The sequence below is a fragment of the Vibrio cortegadensis genome (genome assembly GCF_024347395.1).
GTDB lineage: Bacteria > Pseudomonadota > Gammaproteobacteria > Enterobacterales > Vibrionaceae > Vibrio > Vibrio cortegadensis.
In genome coordinates this window covers 2208401-2226996 of record NZ_AP025472.1, presented here as the reverse complement: position 1 = coordinate 2226996, position 18596 = coordinate 2208401, and the positions used below count along the sequence as shown (strand labels likewise).

Sequence of the window (18596 nt, the reverse complement as noted above, 5' to 3'; positions counted from 1 at the left end):
CATGCATTTTGAATCATTCAGCGCGATGTTGAACATGGGCGGCTATGCGGCCTATGTATGGAGTGCTTTTGGGATTACCTTCTTATCGATGTTTATTCTGCTTATCTCAAGCATTAAGCGTGGTAAAACCTTACTTCGCGATGTACAAGCTAAAATCGATCGTCAAGCTCGAATTGATGCTGCAAAAAATATGGAGAACACACTATGACCCCAAGACGCAAAAAGAGACTTGGTATTATTCTCGCTCTTTTCATTGGTATTAGTGCCACAGTAGGTTTAATGCTATATGCACTGAATCAAAACATGGATCTGTTCTACACGCCAACGGAATTGGTCAATGGCAAAGATGACGGGACCAAACCAGAAGTCGGCCAAAGACTCCGTATCGGTGGTATGGTCGTGGTTGGGTCTGTAAAGCGTGATGTTGAATCTTTACGAGTAAGCTTCGATCTTGCTGATGTTGGTCCAAAAGTGACGATTGTTTACGATGGCATTCTCCCAGACCTTTTTCGTGAAGGCCAAGGTATTGTTGCACAAGGGGTTCTACTTGACGCTACGACAATTGAAGCGTTCGAAGTTCTTGCCAAGCATGATGAAGAGTACATGCCGCCAGAAGTGGCTGAAGCAATGAAGAAAACGCACGAGCCGCTAACGTACACAAAAGAACAAACTCAAGGAAGTAATCAATGATTGCTGAAATTGGTCACTTTGCTTTAATCCTATCGTTAGGATTGGCAGTGTTACTTAGTCTGCTTCCACTGGTGGGAGCATCGAGAAATAACACCACATTGATGAATACTGCGAGACCTCTGTCTTGGGGTATGTTCATTATGCTTTGCCTATCATTTTTTATTCTATGTTGGGCTTTTTACAAGAACGATTTTACGCTGCAATATGTGGCGAGTAACTCGAATAGTTTACTTCCTTGGTACTATCGCATTACCGCTGTTTGGGGGGCGCATGAAGGCTCTTTGCTTTTATGGGTGCTCATTCAAGCCGGTTGGACGGTTGCTGTGGCGACATTTAGCCGAGGTATGCCGCAAGAATCCGTTGCGCGTGTACTTGCGGTTATGGGGATGATTTCAGTAGGCTTTTTACTGTTTATCATCGTCACTTCCAATCCATTCCTGAGAACACTGCCTTTCTTCCCAATTGATGGTCGAGATCTAAACCCTCTATTGCAAGATCCAGGTTTGATCATTCACCCACCAATGCTTTACATGGGTTATGTGGGCTTCTCTGTTGCGTTCTCATTTGCTATCGCTTCTTTGATGACTGGTCGTTTAGATACGGCTTGGGCCCGTTGGTCTCGTCCTTGGACTATCGCTGCGTGGTCATTTTTAACGGTTGGTATCGCGCTAGGTTCATGGTGGGCTTATTACGAACTTGGTTGGGGCGGCTGGTGGTTCTGGGATCCAGTAGAAAATGCTTCGTTTATGCCGTGGTTAGCGGGTACAGCATTAATGCACTCTCTTGCTGTAACAGAAAAGCGTGGCACATTTAAAGCTTGGACAGTGCTACTCGCTATTTCAGCGTTCTCTTTAAGCTTACTAGGTACCTTCCTTGTTCGTTCGGGGATTTTAGTCTCTGTTCATGCGTTTGCCTCAGATCCGGCTCGTGGCATGTTCATTCTCGGCTTCTTAGTCTTTGTGATTGGCGGTTCATTACTGCTGTTTGCAGTGAAAGGTGCATCGGTACGAGTTCGCGGCAACTTCAGTCTTATTTCACGCGAAAACGCATTGCTTTCAAATAACATTTTATTGATTGCAGCTTTGGTTGTGGTACTGGTTGGGACACTGCTTCCGCTAGTGCACAAACAGATTGGCTTAGGCTCAGTTTCAATCGGTGCTCCATTCTTTAACATGTTGTTTAGCTGGTTAATGATTCCTTTCTCGTTCCTCTTAGGTATTGGTCCTTTGGTTCGTTGGAAGCGTGACAATATGTCAGCACTGATCAAACCAATGTTGATCTCTGGTGTTGGGTCATTCACTTTAGCCGCAGCTATGGTTTGGCTATTGGCAGACCGATTCACTGGAATGGCCTACATGGGCTGGGTTATGGCGTTATGGATTGTGTCCATGCACAGCTTTGAGCTGTATGAACGTGCAACTCACCGTCACGATTTTTTCACAGGGTTAAGAAAACTTCAGCGCAGTCACTGGGCGATGATGTTCGCACATATTGGTTTGGCTGTTACTGTGATTGGTATCGCAATGGTGCAGAACTACAGCATTGAACGTGATGTTCGTCTTGCGCCAGGTGAGCACTTCCAAATAGAAGATTACAATTTCTACTTCTCCGGCGTACGAGATGAAGATGGACCAAACTATGATGGTTACATCGCTGATTTTGAAATCACGCAGCAAGGTAAGTACGTTAATACGCTACACGCTGAAAAACGTTTCTACACAACGACTCGTTCAATGATGACAGAAGCTGCTATCGACAGCGGTTTCACTCGTGATTTATACATTGCAATGGGTGAGAGACTGGATGATAACCGCTCATGGGCTGTTCGAATTTACTATAAACCCTTTATTCGTTGGATCTGGGCTGGTTCAATATTGATGGCACTAGGCGGTTTAATCGCAATTAGTGATAGACGCTACCGCTTCCGTAAATCGTCATCATCAAAAACAATCAGCAGTGAACAAGAGAAGGTCGCGTAGATGAACAAGAAAATATTATTTGTCCCACTGGTTATGTTTATGGTTCTAGCGGCGGTTTTTGCATCGCAGCTTGTTCGAAACTCTTCAGGTGATGACCCGACCAAATTGGAATCGGTATTGATTGGTAAACAAGTTCCAGAGTTTCGTTTAGAAGACTTAGCTCAACCAGGAAAGTTGCATGATCAAGCTATTTTCAAGGGCGAACCATTGCTGTTGAATGTTTGGGCTACTTGGTGTCCGACATGTTATGCCGAGCATCAATACCTTAATGAATTGTCGTCAGATGGTGTGAAAATCATTGGTCTTAACTATAAAGATCAGCGTGATAAAGCGGTGCAGTGGTTAACTGAATTAGGCAACCCATACCTGATTAGCCTGTTTGATGGTGATGGTATGTTAGGGCTAGATCTTGGCGTGTATGGCGCACCTGAAACTTTTTTAATTGATGCAAATGGCGTAGTTCGCTATCGCCATGTTGGTGATGTTAATCCAGCTAACTGGAAAGAGACATTGCAACCAATGTACCAAGCTCTTCTGGAGGAGGCGAAATGATGAAACGTATCTTCGTTGCTTTTATGACGAGCATGCTTCTGTCAATTTCAGCTTATGCCACAATTGAAGTTCATGAGTTTGATAACTTTGAACAAGAGCAGCAATTCAAAGAGCTAAGTAACACGTTGCGTTGTCCTAAGTGTCAAAATAATACGATTGGTGACTCTAACGCAGAATTAGCACAAGATCTTCGCCAAAAAGTATATGAAATGACGAAAGCAGGAAAGTCGGAGCAGGAGATCATTGACTATATGATCGCTCGCTATGGCAATTTCGTTACTTATAACCCGCCGTTGACTCTAGCAACATCGGTGTTATGGGGTGGACCACTGTTTGTCATCGTTCTAGGTTTTGCTCTGATTGTGGTACGCAGCCGCAAATCTAAAGTGGTAAAAACGGCAGAATCTAAAGAGTGGGATGAAGAGAAAGAAGCACGTTTGAAATCGTTGCTTAATGAAGAAAAAGACGGAGATAAACAGTAATGACGTTATTTTGGATATCGAGTCTAGTTCTTACTCTTATTAGTTGCCTCTTTATTGCGATGCCTTTCATTAAAAAAAGGGCAAATAATGATGAGGCACTACGCGATGAATTAAACAAAGCTCTCTACAAAGATCGTTTATCTGAACTTGAAGAAGAAGCCGATGAAGGGCTTGTGGATGATCAACAAGATCTGATTTCAGACCTGAAGCAGTCGCTTTTGGATGACATCCCAACGGAGCAAAAAAACAGTCGTGGTAGCGAAATACCGGCGGCCGTTATTTTACTACCATCGTTTTTATTGGTGATTGCACTCTCTTATGCCATGTATATGAAGTTTGGTGCGATAGATAAAGTGCAGCAATGGCAAGACGTTTCAGCCAATTTACCGGCATTAACGAAGAAATTGATGTTTCCAGAAGGCGATGCATTAACTGATGATGAGATGCAAGATCTGACGTTAGCACTTCGTACTCGCTTACATTATCAACCTGAAGATTCCACAGGGTGGTTGCTACTTGGGCGAATTGGGTTAGCGAACCGTGATGTTGAAACTGCCATTAACTCTATGCGCAAGGCGTATCGATTCGAACCAGAGAATGAAGATGTTAAATTGGGTTATGCTCAAGCTCTGATGTTGTCTCAAGATGAAGCTGATCAAGACAAAGCGCGTCGATTGCTCGGTAGCCTCGTTCAGGAAGACTATGTCGATTTGCGAGTCTTTTCTCTACTTGGTTTTGATGCTTTTGAGCGTCAGGATTATCCGGCTGCGGTTAAATACTGGAGTATTATGCAGCAAATGATTGGCCCTGATGATAGCCGTTATACTATGTTGGCTCGTAGTATTGAGAATGCTAAGAAGAAAATGGGCGTTGAAGCAACTCCAAGTGGTAAAAATGTCGCGGTTACTATCTCATTAGGTGCTCAAGTTAATCCATCAAGTAACGCCGTTTTGGTCGTTTCAGTGCATAGTGCTGATGGCGCGCCAATGCCAATTGCTGCTGCTCGATATCCTTTAGGTTCATTCCCAAGAACGATCGTATTGGATGACGGCAATAGTATGATGCAAGGTCGTAAACTATCGGATCTAGAGAGCTTAATTGTTCGAGCTAGACTGGATAGTGACGGAAATGTTTCAACGCGAGATGGTGATTGGTATGGTGAAAGCTCAGTCGTTTCTCTTGGTGAACCTGCGTCGTTGAAGATTGAGCAGCAATACTGATGTAGTTAAACGGTTGATTACATATTAAATATACTTATTTCTATGGTATTGAATATCAGTATAATAAGTATATTGCTACTTAGGCCAGCATCGCTGGCCTTATTTATGGAAGATAAAATGCTAACACGCGGATTACAATTACATTTAAGTCTGTTTTTAGCTTTGATGACGGTGGGTTGTTCTAGCGCACCGGAAAAGCAAGTCATTGATGAAAGTAATGCTGTGAATGGAACTGACTCTACAGCTAATATCGATGAAACACACCCTAACGATCCCTTTGAAAGCTTTAACCGAGCAATGTGGGATATCAACTACGACTACCTTGACCCCTATTTAGTGCGTCCTGTATCTGTCGCCTATGTTGAATATGTTCCTCACCCGATACGCCTAGGTATTATTAACGTGCTTGCCAATTTAGATGAACCTTCTAGCATGGTGAATAACCTCGTAATGGGTAATGGAGAGCAAGCGGTCAATCACTTTAACCGCTTTTGGATTAACACTACGTTTGGTTTGGTGGGCTTAATTGATATTGCATCAGAAGCAGGAATACCTAAAAACGATGATAAAGCGTTCAGTGATGCGCTTGGTCATTATGGTGTCGGTAACGGCCCGTATTTGATGCTCCCTGGCTACGGACCTTATACGGTTCGAGAAGTCACCGATACCGTTGATGGAATGTATGTGCCGCTTAGTTATTTGAATGTTTGGGCTGGGCTAGGTAAGTGGGCGTTAGAGGGGATGGAAAAACGAGTGCAGTTGATTCCTCAAGAGGGGCAGCTAAACACGTCGCCAGACCCATATGCATTGTCTCGAGAGGTGTTCTTGCAACGCCAAGATTTTAAAGCCGAGATTAACACCACAACTGAAATTGATGAAGATGAAGAAGCTTATCTTGATGAATATCTAGATGAAGAATTTTAACGGTTCTTGTTATTGTCGATAAAAGAAAGGCTTGGTATGAAACCAAGCCTTTTTTGTACGAAGAAGCTTTTTGCTAAGAAACTCTTTATTCAGAAGCTTTTTATTAAGAAACCTTTTATTCAGAAATTCTTTATTCAAAAACTTTTGATTCAGAAACGGAATTAGAAAACGTAGTTAGCTTGAACACCGATCAACCAAACATTACCTGTTACTTCGCCTTCAAAGTTGCCACCAAACATAGATGATTTAGCATCATCTTCGTGCATTTTCGCATCTTTTGCGAAAATATAGGTGTAACCAGCATCTAAAGACAGTTGGCTAGACCATTGGTAGCTTGCACCAACGCTCAACCAAGTACGGTCGGTTTCTGGAATAGTCGCGGTACGGTCGGCTTCGTCTACTGCTGAAGTATCGTAAGCTACGCCTGTACGTAACGCTAATTTTGGTGTTGCTTGATAAGTTGAACCAATGGCAAAGCGATAGTTGTCTTTCCAGTTCTCTTTTTTGATATCTTGTGTTGGCTGAGGTAGCTCAGGAATGTGTGCTACCAATTCTTTAAAGCTGCTCCAATCAGTCCAGTTGATACTAGCATGGACAGCTGTTTTGTCTGTTAATTGATGAAAACTTGCAAGTTCAGCGGTTGCAGGAAGTGCTAGCTCCATTGAGCCCGCATATTTTGCTTTAACATTTGGAGCTGCAATAAGGTCAAACCCTGCACCATTAGCATGGCCTTCAAGCGTTAGTGCTACTTCAGACTTATAAGCAAAACCAATTCGATGAGCGTCATTGATTTGCCAAGCGGTACCCACTTGCCAGCCCCATGCTTTATCATCCCCTTCCATGTACTTTAGAGTGGTGCCTGCTAGTGCCCCCGTTTGTGGTGGAGCTACTGCACCAAAACTGCCTTCTGCGATCACATAGCGTACACCGCCACCAACACTTACTTGTTCATTTAATTGGTAAGCAACGTTGAGGTTTAGTTCTTTACTGATCACGCTTGCTTCGTTGCCGTGGTTAGCACCAGCAAAGTCAGTACCAAGATCCGTTTCCATGCCGTAGTTTGTGCTTAGTGCAACACCAACGGCAAATTGGTCATTATATTTGTGGGAAATATAAAGGTTCGGGATTATCGCATCGTGAGCAAAGTCGTGTGATTCAGCTTTAATGCTGCCAGCACTTGTGCCGTCAACGTCAATATTTGGGTTTACATAAATAGCACCAGTTGAGATCTGTGTCCCTTCTAAATAAGTCAACATTGCAGGGTTGCGCCATTGTGCACTTGCATTGTCGGCCATTGCCGCTTCACCAGCATAAGCACGGCCAAGACCGGTTGCTGAATATTCAGCAAGCTGAAAACCTGCCGCGTTAGTGGCGCTTGATACAGATGCGAGGCTAAAAGCGACCGCTAAAGATAGAAGAGTTTTATTTGATTTCATTATAATGTTCGCTGAACTGATAAAATTTAGTAGCGTGATTCTAATGTTAGAGTGATTACTTTAAAAATGTAATTCGATGAAAAGCATGTTTTGAGGATAAATGGCTAGATTTAATTTTTATATAGATGTTTATGCTAATTGTTGCGAGAAGGTTTTGATTTTTGAGCGAACACATGTGGTATGGAATAGGCAGTTTCGCTAACAACTGTACACTGAAAATATGATATTGAAGTATAGCAGCCACAAAAAAAGGCTGGAAAACCAGCCTTTTACATAGAGTGCTAAATAGCTTGTGCTTAGAAAGTACGGCTGTACTGTAAGCCGACTAAGATTGCATCTGCGTGAGTGGTTGCTGTTAGACTTGTTAAATCCGAGCCTGGTGAAAGTGGGTTTTCTGTATTTTCAGCCACATCAACATCTTGACCAAGAAGGTAAGTGAAACCAAAATCAATATTAGACTTTTCAGTGATGTGGTAAGTGAAGCCAGTAGAGAACCATTGGCGATCTGAGTCAGGCACTGAAACTGACGTTACTTGATCTTGAGCACTGGTGTCGTACATGTAACCTGCACGTAGTGTCCAGTCGCGGTTTAAGTAATAAGTACCACCGATAGAGTAGTGCCAACCATCTTGCCACTCATAATTATTTAAAACTCCGATATCATCAGCTTTAAGAACATCAAAATCTGACCAACCAATCCACTGGACACTGTAGTGCACGGCAAATTTGGTATTTTCGATTTTGTGGAAGCCTGAAAACTCAGCAATATCCGGTAGTGGAATGTATAGAGTATCGCTTGTTTGACCTAGGTAGTTGATATCGCCTTCAGCTTCTAACTCAGGAGTATAGTGGTAAGCAAAGCCAAAGCGGTTATTCTCATCTAATTCGTAAACCGTGCCAAGGTTAAAACCAATTGCCCAACCATCAGCATCTGCTTCAAGTGCATTGCCAGCACCCAGTGGACTTGGTCTTGTTAATTCACCTTTACCATAAATAAGGTCTAAACCAGCACCGAAGCTCCATTGTTCATTCATACGATATGAGCCCGCGACACCAATATTTACGCTTTTAACGTCTGTTAGACCACCAAACTCTTTACCGGCATAACCATCACTAAATTCTGTTTTAGTACCAAAATTTGAGTAAGCATTTACTCCAACCGCAAATTTTTCATTAATAGGGACGATTAGATGGATATTAGGGGCAATTGAAGTATCGCCCGCATCATCGTAGCTTGCATTATCTGCTGGAACCAATCCACCAGTTGCAGTACAAGCAGCTCCGCAGTACTGCGCATCCTTGACTTCAATCATTGAAGTAATGCTTTCAAAACCGATGGAGAAAGCGGTTTCATCGAATAGTGCCATTGCTGCTGGGTTACGCGCCATGACAGAAGCGTTATCAGCAATTACCGCATCACCAGCAAATGCACGGCCAATGCCGGTTGCTGATTGTGCGTTAATTTGGAAACCTGCCGCCATTGCTTGGCTAGAGGCTAAAGTAATTGTCACTGCTAAAAGAGACTTTTTAAACAGACGCGTTTTATTAGTCATTAGTGTTTTCCTTGAGATGTCCCGCCTCTAATAGGGCGATTTAATTTGAGTTAATACTCAGTTGGGAACGGATAATAGCGGTTAGTATAAGGTATAGAAATCCGACCATTGAATTAAATGTCGACAAAATTACAGAAATGATGGCTATCTGGCACGATATTGGTTGTAAATGCATGGTTTTAGAGTTTTAACTCTAAGTTGAATTGCCGATGCAGGAGGAAATTGAATGATAGATTAAAATAAAGCAGCCCAGCACGAATGCTGGGCTGAAAATTGAATTAACTTGCAGGTTGTATCATTGGTGTTAGGTTTTCGGCGATCTTAGCGACATCTTCTCCATTTTCCCCGACGATGATCATACTGGTGTTGCCAATTGGAGTAACAACTCCTGACATACCTTTTTCATTAAAGTCGATAGGCTGCTCACTTTTAATGCCTGTTAGGAACAGTGTGACTTTGCCTTTTTCACCCTGAAAAACCATATGCATCGCATTAGATTTACCAAAGCCACAATGATTTAAGTAGTAAACATGGTAAGGAAAGTTCTGATCGAACTGGTAAGCAAAAGGTGACATCTTGGCATTAATTTGCTGAGAAGTGACTTTTTCATCCAGTACGTTTACAAAGCTGCTTTCATCAACGACATGCTTCATCGCGGTATCGGCTAAACTTGCTTGTGCTGGGGAAACCACAATATTACCCCAATTGACTTGCCCAACTAATAAACCAAATGCAAAAGCCACAGATGCCGCCATCGCCATGGCACGCTTAGCAAAAGTCGGTCTGATGATATTCTGCTCATTCGATGTTTGCTTAAATAGAATTCGGTCGGCTAAATCATCCGGAACATCAACGTTCATTGCGTTAGATATTTGTGTATCTAAATTTAAAACGTCATCAAGAAACTTTCCGTTAGCTTCATTATTCGTTAATGCGTCTAATAGCTGTTGATCTCGCCGTTTTGGGTCAGACAAAACGCGGCGGCGAAATTCTAAATCATCCATTTTGCTGCCCTCTCTGTTTCTCATCCGAATCCAACATCTCTTTTAATTGATTGCGGGCTCGGAATAAGCGAGTCATTACCGTATTTTTGTTGAGATCTAAAATATCTCCAATCTCTTCACCACTGAATCCGCCTACAACTTGTAGGAAGAGGGGTTCTCGGTAATCGACCTCTAGTTTCATTATTTGTGCTTGAAGCCACTCTTGTTGATGATGTGGGTCATCATTGATCTTGGCTTCATGGCCGTGATCATCAATATCGACGAGATCAAGCTGTTTTCGTTCAAAGCGTCGCGCATTTTCTCGTCTCAAGATAGTAATGAGCCAAGATTTTGCTGCTTTTTCGTCTTGTAGGCTATCGAGAGATTTCCATGCCCTTAAGCAGGTCTCTTGCACAAGATCTTCAGCAACGCTCTTATCTTTACATAGCCAATAAGCGTAGCGGAATAGATCTCGATGGTAGGCCCTTACAAGCGCTTCGTATTTTCTTTGTTTGTCCATATCAGAGTTGACCGGACGATCTGGCTTTTTATTTCCAAACATTTTTAATATCGACACATGAGCCTCCATTTTTGCTCTGCGGATAGCATTTTTTTTATTTATGTCCAGTTTCGAAAGTTGCAAATCACACTAAAATTGATCTACTTCAAAATATCGCGCTCTCAAGCCGTTATAGTACACATTGTTGTCTAGTTAGTCATTTATGACTAGCGTGTTGAGCAAGACAACAACTTCCTTTTGAAGGCTGACTTTACTTTCTCCTAATCAGGAAACTGATTATTTCAATTGGCGCAAGTTAATTGCTTTATATACATTCCAACCACACAGCTTTGTGTGGTTTTTTTTTGCTTTAAATTCAAGTGGTTCGAACCTACTCCTTCCCAATAGTTCCCTAGATTAAGTAGTAAATTGTTAATCCAGAACACGATTGTAGTTCACGTTTAGTTAAACGAGCGTTTGATTCTTTTAACAACTTCGTTACAATGCAAGCAGGTCAGACCTCTCATTCTAAGGAGAAACAATGGGCAAACAGGAAGTTACCACGCGTTCAGGTGAACGTGTAGCAATCGTTGCGGGGCTGCGAACACCATTTGCACGTCAAAGCACTGAATTTAGCCAAGTACCAGCCGTCGATCTTGGAAAAATGGTAGTGAGTGAAATGCTTGCTCGTACCGATATCGATCCTGCTTTAATTGAACAAGTTGTGTTTGGTCAGGTGGTTCAAATGCCTGAAGCGCCGAACATTGCCCGTGAGATTGTCCTTGGAACAGGAATGAATATCCATACTGACGCTTATAGTGTTACTCGCGCTTGTGCGACGAGTTTCCAAGCTTCAGTTAATGTTGCAGAGAGCATTATGGCTGGCTCTATTGATATCGGTATCGCTGGCGGTGCAGACTCCTCTTCTGTTTTGCCTATTGGTGTGACGAAAAAACTGGCGGCAAATTTACTTGCTTTAAGTAAAACCAAAACGGTCGGGCAGAAACTTAAAATCCTCAAAAGCCTATCACTGAAAGATTTGATGCCAGTACCTCCTGCGGTGGCTGAATATTCCACAGGGCTATCGATGGGGCAGACGGCTGAGCAGATGGCAAAAACTCACGGTATCACTCGAGCCGAACAAGATGCCTTGGCTCATCGCTCGCACTCCTTAGCATCAATTGCTTGGAACGAGGGTAAGATCCAAGATGAAGTCATGACTGCATTTCCTGCGCCATATAAGAAGTGGATCTCTCAAGATAACAATATTCGACATGACTCGACTCTAGAGGGTTACGCTAAGCTTAGACCTGCTTTTGACCGCCAATACGGAAGTGTCACTGCTGCAAATAGTACGCCTTTAACAGACGGTGGCGCTGCGGTAATGCTTATGCGTGAAGGAAAAGCGAAGGAGCTCGGTTTAGAAATCATGGGTTACATTCGGTCGTATGCCTTTTCTGCGATTGGCGTTGAGACAGACATGTTAATGGGGCCATCTTATGCGACGTCAATGGCGTTACAAAAGGCGGGTCTAGAACTGTCAGATTTAACTTTAATTGATATGCATGAAGCCTTTGCTGCACAGGCTCTTGCGAATGTGAAGATGTTTGCGAGTGATAAATTTGCACAAGAAAACCTCGGTCGTTCAAAAGCGATGGGGGAGATCGATATGGACAAATTTAATGTACTTGGTGGTTCTATTGCTTATGGGCACCCATTTGCAGCAACAGGCGCAAGAATGATGACGCAAACTCTACGTGAATTAAAACGCAGAGGTGGCGGAATTGGTTTAAATACAGCATGTGCAGCTGGTGGTTTGGGCGCGGCAATGATTTTGGAGGTTGAGTAATGAGTGAGCAAGCATTTAATTTAACGATTGATGAGCAAAACCTAGCTTGGCTCGCCATCGATGTACCCAATGAAAAAATGAACACCCTTCAAGCGGCGTTTGCTGATGATATGAAAGCCATCTTTGTTCAGTTAGAAGAGAAAAAATCGACAATTAAAGGGTTGATTGTTCACTCACTGAAACCGGACAACTTCATCGCAGGTGCTGATATTCGCATGCTCGATGATTGCACTACCGCAGAACAAGCCGAAGCCTTAGCGACACAAGGGCAAGAGATGTTCCAGACATTATCTGACTTGCCATACCCTGTTGTGGCTGCGATTCACGGCCCATGTTTAGGTGGTGGACTTGAGTTAGCGCTCGCTTGTGACTATCGAGTGTGTAGTGATTCTGATAAAACGCGCTTAGGTTTACCGGAAGTTCAATTAGGACTGCTTCCGGGTTCCGGTGGTACTCAGCGTCTGCCTCGCTTGATTGGCTTGCTTCCGTCTCTTGATCTTATTATGACGGGTAAGCAACTTAGAGCTAAAAAAGCGAAGAAACTCGGAGTGGTGGATGCTTGTGTGCCTAATTCGGTGTTACTCGACGTCGCCAAAGATTTTGTAGAAAAGTATTCAGGTAAGAAAAAAGCAAAACGTAAAGTATCAACCAAAGAGAAGTTGATTGCTCATAGTGGACTTGGACGCAAAGTCATCTTCGAACAAGCGGCAAAGAAATCATATGAGAAGACTCGCGGAAATTACCCTGCGATTGATGCCATCCTTGAGGTTATTCGCAACGGATTAGAAAATGGGTTTGAGAAAGGCCAGCAATTAGAAGCGAAAAAATTTAGTGAACTGGTGATGACGCCAGAATCTAAATCGCTGCGTTCGATTTTCTTTGCAACGACGGAAATGAAAAAAGACAACGGCTCAGATTCTACGCCATTGCCCGTTAACCGTGTTGGTGTGCTTGGTGGCGGTTTGATGGGAGCGGGAATCAGTCACGTTAGTGTCGCTAAAGCGAAAGTCCCAGTTCGGATTAAAGATGTGTCTAATGACGGTGTATTAAATGCGTTGAACTATAACTACAAGTTGTTCAACAAGCAGTTTAAGCGCCGGATCATTACTAAATCTGGTCTGGAAAGTAAGATGTTACAGCTTTCTGGGGGCATTGATTTCACGAGCTTTAATACTCTTGATGTCGTCGTTGAAGCGGTATTTGAGGATCTTGACCTTAAACAGAGCATGGTTGCGGATATCGAAGCAAACGCAAAACGAGATACTGTTTTTGCTACCAATACGTCATCGTTGCCAATCCATAAAATTGCAGAAAAAGCACAGCGCCCTGAAAATATTGTGGGTCTGCACTACTTCAGTCCGGTTGAAAAAATGCCGCTAGTGGAAGTGATTCCGCACGCGACAACCTCTGACGAGACTATTGCGACGGTGGTTGCTTTTGCTCGTAAACAAGGGAAAACGCCAATTGTTGTAAAAGATTGTGCGGGTTTCTACGTAAACCGAATCTTAGCGCCATACATGAATGAGTCAGCTCAGGTGTTGATAGGTGGTGAGCCTATTGATGCACTAGATAAAGCGCTGCTTAATTTTGGTTTCCCAGTTGGGCCGATTACGTTATTAGACGAAGTTGGTGTGGATATTGGGGCGAAAATTATGCCGATTCTTGTGGATGAATTAGGCCCTCGTTTTAAAGGCCCGGATGTTTTCGATATTTTGCTTAATGATGATCGTAAAGGTCGTAAGAGTGGTAAAGGCTTCTACAGTTACAAAGGCAAGAAAAAGGAAGTCGATAAATCCGTTTATAAACTACTGAAATTACAGCCTGAAGCTAAGCTAACAGAAAAAGATATTTCACTTCGCTGCGTGCTTCCTATGTTGAATGAAGCGGTTCGCTGCTTGGATGAAGGTATTATCCGTAACCCAAGAGATGGTGATATTGGTGCGATCTTCGGTATCGGTTTCCCTCCTTTCCTCGGTGGCCCATTCCGATATATGGATCAGATTGGAATCAAAGCCCTCGTTGAAATGATGAATGAATACGCGGAAAAATATGGTGACCGATATGCTCCGTGTGATGGTTTGCTCACTCGCGCGGGTTTAGATGAAAGCTTCTACTGATATATAGTCGCAGAGGATAAATGGTAGCCATTGCTTTATGGTTATCGTTTATTCACAAGATACAAAAACGCCCGCTAACTATTTGCGGGCGTTTTTATTACTTGCTTTTACATTTCGCCAATCACTGACCCTAAATTAGAAACTTAGGCCAATTTATCGATTAGCCTAAATCACAATCTTTAGCTCTGAGCTGAAATTGATCAATTGAATCAATATCGTGCCCTAGATCCAGCCTTTCCTCTTCTAGGTGAGCGTTACCTAAACTGTGCATGATCAGTCGATTTGATGTCCGAGGTTTTAATTCATTAATAACAAAACGAATCATGTCTGAACGGCTAAGGGCTTTTAGTTCCTCTAACACTTTCTCTCGTTGATTGAACTCTACATCTTTATTCCCAATGGCAACCCATAAGCGCTGAGAGCGTCCACGTAAAGTCACGTCTGGTGTCGCCATTTGATTCCATAATCCTTTTTTACTGCTGTGCCATTGGTACTCATTCAGCTCAAGTAGCACTAAGTAGAAAGCATTTAAGAACTCGTCAATCGACGCAACTAACTCTGTTGGAGCCGCATTAGGAGATTGGACATAGAGGACGATCCCCGGGTGGCGGTTTAGAGGCATGTTACCCGTTCCCACCATATAGCCTAATTGCTGTTTGGTGCGGATCTCATGAAAGAATGTTGCCGACATAAGATGATTAGCTAGCGAATATAGCGCGATGCTGCGCGGAAGAATGTCATCGCATTGGTAATAAACAACCACCGCAGAATCTTGCTGATCGCACACAACCTCATGCTGGAAAGTACCACTGTTGCCCAACATGATTAATGGTCTTAGTGACTCTTCGTACGCTTGGTTCTTTACTCGTAATGCGTTTTTTAATGTCGTGGCAATATCGTGAGCTTGTTGCTGAGTCCAATCCCCATAAACAAAGGTCTCTACATGAAGTTCTGCGAGAATAGCGTCAACAAAAGTAGATAATTCATCTATTTTAATCTGTTCTAATGCTTCGATTAATACCGTGTATGGAGGGTTGTTTGGTTGAAGAACTCCAGACATAGCATTAAAAAGCTGTGAAATTGGGCGATCTTGAGCTGAATTTCGCCAACTACGTAAAAGTTGATTCTTAATCGAATCAAATCTTTCCTGGCTAAAATCTCGTTGTGAGAAACGCGATAGGATCATATCGAGCAGTTGAGGTTGTTTCTGACTAAAGCCCGATAATGTCAGTGTGACTCCACCTTGATGAGCGTACATGTTATAGCCCATACCAGCAATTTCAGCCTGATATGTCTCTTCGGCCAGTGAGTCTAGGAACATCTCAACACACAGCCGAGTTTTAACGATGTTAATGGGCGTTTCAACGGCATGAGGGCTGTCTATTGCCACATAGACGACCCCTTTTGGTACTCGGAATTGAGCATCTTGCAAATGCCACAATCGGAAACCCTCAAGATCTTCAATCAGCTCAGGAGTCTCTGCCTCTTTTTCCAGTGGCGTTGGGTCTAAGTCGTAGCAGATAAAGGGGTTTTTATCTGGAAGTTGAAAATCCCAACTAGGATCGATCTGCTGGAAATGGGCAAGTTGTTGTTGGCTAAACGGTGTGACGGAGTAGGGGGTAAAATACCACTTAGCGGTCTTATCATAGCTTAGCCCTTTACCTATCACTGTTGCTTTTAGATTGAGTGGGCAAAAATAGGAGAAGAGGGAGCGCAGGAACGTCTCATCGTAATGAGACATTTTATAATCCCCATAGATCACATCTTCTGGTGAATAGTGCTGCATGTTGATGACGAGATGGCTGACTAAATCCATAGAGCGTGTTGGTTCTTGGAAACGGAACGCTGATTCAAGAACGGCTTGTTTCTCAATGTAACGCCACTCATCCATCCCTTGAAACTCTATAAGCTTGAAGTATTGGAAAACGGCTTGAGTGATTTGATCGGTATGCGCTAACCCTTCATCGGTTAGTGAGCAACTGAGGGTAAACTCTCGATAGTTACTGCCGCTTGCGCCTCCTCCAGCGGAAAGCGAGGTGATCCAACCTTTATTTTTCAGCTGCATCATTAGGCTCCCTTTCCCTTCGTAACCTAATAGGTGAGCAAAGTAGGATAAAGGCTTGCTGCCATAATATTCATCCATTGAGGGAAGAGGGAACGCGAGAATTAGTTTGCGGATCTCTTTTACAGGTTCGATACAGATAGTGATACCAGCGCTATTGTCGTCTGTCATCGGTTCTGAAATGGACTTTTGATTGAGATTTTTATTTTGGATAGCGGAAAATTTGTCTTCGACCCACTGTTGCAACTCATCTAATGATTGAGGGCCTGTTACTGCGAGCGTCATTAGATCAGACGAGTAGCACTGCTGGTGGAAATTTAAAATCTCTTGGCGAATGGATTGCCCGTCACGATCATTGAGGGTTTCAAGATTGCCCACTGAAAATTTAGCAAAAGGGTGTTTGGGGTTGGCTACCTCTTTCTGAACTTGATACAAACGCCTAGAGTCATCGGCGAGTTTCAGTTTGTATTCCGACTCGACGGCTTGGCGTTCTTTATCTAATGCTTCTTCATTAAAGAGAGGTGCTTCAAAAAATTGGGCAAAGCGATCGAGTGCTTTTTCGAAGACGTTCGGCGATATATCAAAGAAAAAGCAAGTATGTTCAGTTCCAGTCCAAGCATTATTTCTACCACCATGTTGGCTAATATAGCTTTGAAACTCACCCACTTTAGGGTATTTTTCCGTACCCAAAAAAAGCATGTGTTCAAGATAGTGAGCGAGCCCTTCACGATCGAGAGGATCATCAAAGTGGCCAACATTCACGGCAAGAGCGGCGGCAGATTTTTGTGCGTCGATTTCTTGAATCAACAAAACACGTAACCCGTTCGATAACGTTAAATAACGATATTGATTGGTATCATTTGGACTTAGGTGCACAGAGCATCTCCAAAAAAAGCGATGTATTAATTATGACTCTGATATGAGCAGGTGCAAATCTTGATTTTAGATTTTGAGATATATCCCCAAGCTAGCCCAAGTGGGTTGTATTTACTAGAATTTAATAGACTGTTAAGAGTATCGAAGTCTTTCATTCGTGAATTGATATAATTAAGTGTCGGAAAATAATAGTCAGTTAGCATGAGCGGCATTCGCTTGAATACAAAACTGACGTATAAGAGATAAACAGCAATAAGACTGTTTTATCAATTAGCGCAAATGCCAAGAAGTGTCTAATGCTTGGTAAAATAGGATAGAACATGAAAATTTTTATTATGCGCCACGGGGAAGCGGAGCACTATGCTGCGAGTGATGCAGAAAGAGCGCTTACTGAGCGAGGTCAACGTAGCTCAGCGGCTGTCGCTAAAGCATGTAAAGAGCAAGGTTTCAGCCAATTTGATAAAGTGCTAGTTAGTCCTTACTTACGTGCGCAGCAAACATGGCAAACGATTAGCGAATATTATAACGCGAAAAGTGTTGAAACATGTGACGACATCACGCCTTATGGCCAATCTGACTATGTGCGTGATTACGCAACGGCTCTCATCGAAACAGAGCAATTAGAGTCACTACTTTTTGTATCTCACCTTCCATTAGTGGGTTACTTAACGGCTGACTTTGTCACAGACATGATGCCGCCAATGTTCCCCACATCAGGTTTAGTGTGTATTGAATTTGATCCAGAAACCCAAACCGGAGATTTGTTATGGAATATTAATCCGTAACCACGCCTACTTTTCTGGAATCGATAGCAGAATCAATAAGGCACCATTGCCACCAAATTCGAGTGGTGCTTGGTGAAACGCCATGACATCTGGGTGTTGGGCGAGCCATAACGGCACTTTCTTTTTCAGAATGTGTTTGCCAATACCATGTTGCACACAAGCACAATGTACACTCTCTTTTACACAGTGAGCGATCATGGCACCAAGTTCGCGTTTGGCTTCTTGTTGAGTCATGCCGTGCATATCTAGATAGACATCAGGGACATAGACGCCTCGACGAAGGCGTTTGACCTCATATTTTGAGACATCATCACGGGCATAGCGTGTTGGTCCGTCTTCATTTAATAGCGGTACAAACTCATCAGAGAAATAAAATTCTGTATCACTCGCTTGGCGGGCCGTACGTTTTATTTCTTTTTGTGTTGTATCTCTTTTTGGCTGCTGGATTATGGTATCCTGTTGCAACTTTTTAACGCCCTGTACTGCATCCTTGAATAAGGCGAAATCATCATCGATATCGGTGTTTTTTTTGCTCATCAGGTTATCAATTCTAAACAGAAACTAAATTAGCAGTATTGTAGCGCTTTTC

At 42.9% G+C, this 18596-nt stretch carries 16 protein-coding genes; 10 read left to right on the top strand and 6 right to left on the bottom strand.

Annotation, left to right across the window (positions count from 1 at the left end; genetic code table 11):
- Position 1: 1 nt before the first annotated feature.
- From ccmD to OCV39_RS10395, 7 genes are all read left to right on the top strand, one after another.
- Positions 2 to 208 carry a heme exporter protein CcmD gene (ccmD, locus tag OCV39_RS10425; protein ID WP_017052476.1) on the top strand — a complete coding sequence of 69 codons (207 nt, stop codon included), beginning with the start codon at positions 2 to 4 and terminating at the stop codon, positions 206 to 208.
- Positions 205 to 690 carry a cytochrome c maturation protein CcmE gene (ccmE, locus tag OCV39_RS10420; protein WP_017052475.1) on the top strand — a complete coding sequence of 162 codons (486 nt, stop codon included), beginning with the start codon at positions 205 to 207 and terminating at the stop codon, positions 688 to 690. Before ccmD ends, ccmE begins: the two co-directional genes overlap by 4 nt.
- Positions 687 to 2669 carry a heme lyase CcmF/NrfE family subunit gene (locus OCV39_RS10415; RefSeq protein ID WP_261888435.1) on the top strand — a complete coding sequence of 661 codons (1983 nt, stop codon included), beginning with the start codon at positions 687 to 689 and terminating at the stop codon, positions 2667 to 2669. The genes ccmE and OCV39_RS10415 overlap by 4 nt, the downstream gene beginning before the upstream one ends.
- Entirely contained in the window at positions 2670 to 3221 is a 552-nt protein-coding gene (locus tag OCV39_RS10410) for a DsbE family thiol:disulfide interchange protein (protein ID WP_113796801.1), read from the top strand.
- Positions 3218 to 3703, top strand: a complete 486-nt coding sequence (locus OCV39_RS10405; protein WP_017052472.1) for a cytochrome c-type biogenesis protein — start codon at positions 3218 to 3220, stop codon at positions 3701 to 3703. Before OCV39_RS10410 ends, OCV39_RS10405 begins: the two co-directional genes overlap by 4 nt.
- Positions 3703 to 4923 (top strand): c-type cytochrome biogenesis protein CcmI, encoded by a 1221-nt coding sequence (gene ccmI / locus OCV39_RS10400; protein ID WP_261888434.1) that lies wholly within the window; start codon positions 3703 to 3705, stop codon positions 4921 to 4923. Before OCV39_RS10405 ends, ccmI begins: the two co-directional genes overlap by 1 nt.
- A gap of 117 nt (positions 4924 to 5040) precedes the next feature.
- Positions 5041 to 5847: an MlaA family lipoprotein gene (locus tag OCV39_RS10395; RefSeq protein ID WP_113796805.1), complete on the top strand. Its 807-nt coding sequence runs from the start codon at positions 5041 to 5043 to the stop codon at positions 5845 to 5847.
- 161 nt (positions 5848 to 6008) lie between these two features.
- On the opposite strand, the gene OCV39_RS10390 is transcribed toward OCV39_RS10395, so the two are convergent.
- The 4 genes from OCV39_RS10390 to OCV39_RS10375 form a co-directional block, all read right to left on the bottom strand.
- The gene (locus tag OCV39_RS10390) at positions 6009 to 7283 is read right to left on the bottom strand and encodes an outer membrane protein transport protein (RefSeq protein ID WP_171757023.1); all 1275 of its coding nucleotides are present in this window, start codon (positions 7281 to 7283) and stop codon (positions 6009 to 6011) included.
- A 296-nt stretch (positions 7284 to 7579) separates the two neighbouring features.
- Positions 7580 to 8836, bottom strand: coding sequence for an outer membrane protein transport protein (locus OCV39_RS10385; protein WP_261888433.1), 1257 nt, complete (start codon positions 8834 to 8836; stop codon positions 7580 to 7582).
- A 278-nt stretch (positions 8837 to 9114) separates the two neighbouring features.
- Entirely contained in the window at positions 9115 to 9840 is a 726-nt protein-coding gene (locus OCV39_RS10380) for a DUF3379 domain-containing protein (RefSeq protein WP_136994358.1), read from the bottom strand.
- Positions 9833 to 10381 (bottom strand): sigma-70 family RNA polymerase sigma factor, encoded by a 549-nt coding sequence (locus OCV39_RS10375; RefSeq protein WP_017052466.1) that lies wholly within the window; start codon positions 10379 to 10381, stop codon positions 9833 to 9835. The genes OCV39_RS10380 and OCV39_RS10375 overlap by 8 nt, the downstream gene beginning before the upstream one ends.
- Before the next feature lie 478 nt (positions 10382 to 10859).
- Here OCV39_RS10375 and fadI point away from each other — a divergent pair, with 478 nt between their 5' ends.
- Both fadI and fadJ read left to right on the top strand, forming a co-directional pair.
- A complete protein-coding gene (fadI, locus tag OCV39_RS10370; protein ID WP_017052465.1) occupies positions 10860 to 12167 on the top strand; it encodes an acetyl-CoA C-acyltransferase FadI in 1308 nt (435 codons plus the stop codon).
- Positions 12167 to 14284, top strand: coding sequence for a fatty acid oxidation complex subunit alpha FadJ (gene fadJ / locus OCV39_RS10365; protein ID WP_261888432.1), 2118 nt, complete (start codon positions 12167 to 12169; stop codon positions 14282 to 14284). The genes fadI and fadJ overlap by 1 nt, the downstream gene beginning before the upstream one ends.
- A gap of 160 nt (positions 14285 to 14444) precedes the next feature.
- Here fadJ and OCV39_RS10360 read toward each other — a convergent pair whose 3' ends face one another.
- Positions 14445 to 17222, bottom strand: coding sequence for an insulinase family protein (locus OCV39_RS10360; RefSeq protein ID WP_261888431.1), 2778 nt, complete (start codon positions 17220 to 17222; stop codon positions 14445 to 14447).
- A gap of 320 nt (positions 17223 to 17542) precedes the next feature.
- Between OCV39_RS10360 and sixA the strand changes: the two genes are divergently transcribed.
- On the top strand, positions 17543 to 18007 hold the full coding sequence (gene sixA / locus OCV39_RS10355; protein WP_017052462.1) for a phosphohistidine phosphatase SixA: 465 nt from the start codon (positions 17543 to 17545) through the stop codon (positions 18005 to 18007).
- 6 nt (positions 18008 to 18013) lie between these two features.
- Here the strand turns inward: sixA and smrB are convergent, their stop codons facing one another.
- On the bottom strand, positions 18014 to 18544 hold the full coding sequence (gene smrB / locus OCV39_RS10350) for an endonuclease SmrB (protein ID WP_017052461.1): 531 nt from the start codon (positions 18542 to 18544) through the stop codon (positions 18014 to 18016).
- Positions 18545 to 18596: the final 52 nt, after the last annotated feature.

What these genes read in the sequence shown, in the direction of transcription:
- ccmD (WP_017052476.1), top strand. Translation starts at nt 2, where the DNA reads ATGCATTTTGAATCATTCAGCGCGATGTTGAACATGGGCGGCTATGCG.
- ccmE (WP_017052475.1), top strand. Translation starts at nt 205, where the DNA reads ATGACCCCAAGACGCAAAAAGAGACTTGGTATTATTCTCGCTCTTTTC.
- OCV39_RS10415 (WP_261888435.1), top strand. Translation starts at nt 687, where the DNA reads ATGATTGCTGAAATTGGTCACTTTGCTTTAATCCTATCGTTAGGATTG.
- OCV39_RS10410 (WP_113796801.1), top strand. Translation starts at nt 2,670, where the DNA reads ATGAACAAGAAAATATTATTTGTCCCACTGGTTATGTTTATGGTTCTA.
- OCV39_RS10405 (WP_017052472.1), top strand. Translation starts at nt 3,218, where the DNA reads ATGATGAAACGTATCTTCGTTGCTTTTATGACGAGCATGCTTCTGTCA.
- ccmI (WP_261888434.1), top strand. Translation starts at nt 3,703, where the DNA reads ATGACGTTATTTTGGATATCGAGTCTAGTTCTTACTCTTATTAGTTGC.
- OCV39_RS10395 (WP_113796805.1), top strand. Translation starts at nt 5,041, where the DNA reads ATGCTAACACGCGGATTACAATTACATTTAAGTCTGTTTTTAGCTTTG.
- OCV39_RS10390 (WP_171757023.1), bottom strand. Translation starts at nt 7,283, where the DNA reads ATGAAATCAAATAAAACTCTTCTATCTTTAGCGGTCGCTTTTAGCCTC.
- OCV39_RS10385 (WP_261888433.1), bottom strand. Translation starts at nt 8,836, where the DNA reads ATGACTAATAAAACGCGTCTGTTTAAAAAGTCTCTTTTAGCAGTGACA.
- OCV39_RS10380 (WP_136994358.1), bottom strand. Translation starts at nt 9,840, where the DNA reads ATGGATGATTTAGAATTTCGCCGCCGCGTTTTGTCTGACCCAAAACGG.
- OCV39_RS10375 (WP_017052466.1), bottom strand. Translation starts at nt 10,381, where the DNA reads ATGTTTGGAAATAAAAAGCCAGATCGTCCGGTCAACTCTGATATGGAC.
- fadI (WP_017052465.1), top strand. Translation starts at nt 10,860, where the DNA reads ATGGGCAAACAGGAAGTTACCACGCGTTCAGGTGAACGTGTAGCAATC.
- fadJ (WP_261888432.1), top strand. Translation starts at nt 12,167, where the DNA reads ATGAGTGAGCAAGCATTTAATTTAACGATTGATGAGCAAAACCTAGCT.
- sixA (WP_017052462.1), top strand. Translation starts at nt 17,543, where the DNA reads ATGAAAATTTTTATTATGCGCCACGGGGAAGCGGAGCACTATGCTGCG.
- smrB (WP_017052461.1), bottom strand. Translation starts at nt 18,544, where the DNA reads ATGAGCAAAAAAAACACCGATATCGATGATGATTTCGCCTTATTCAAG.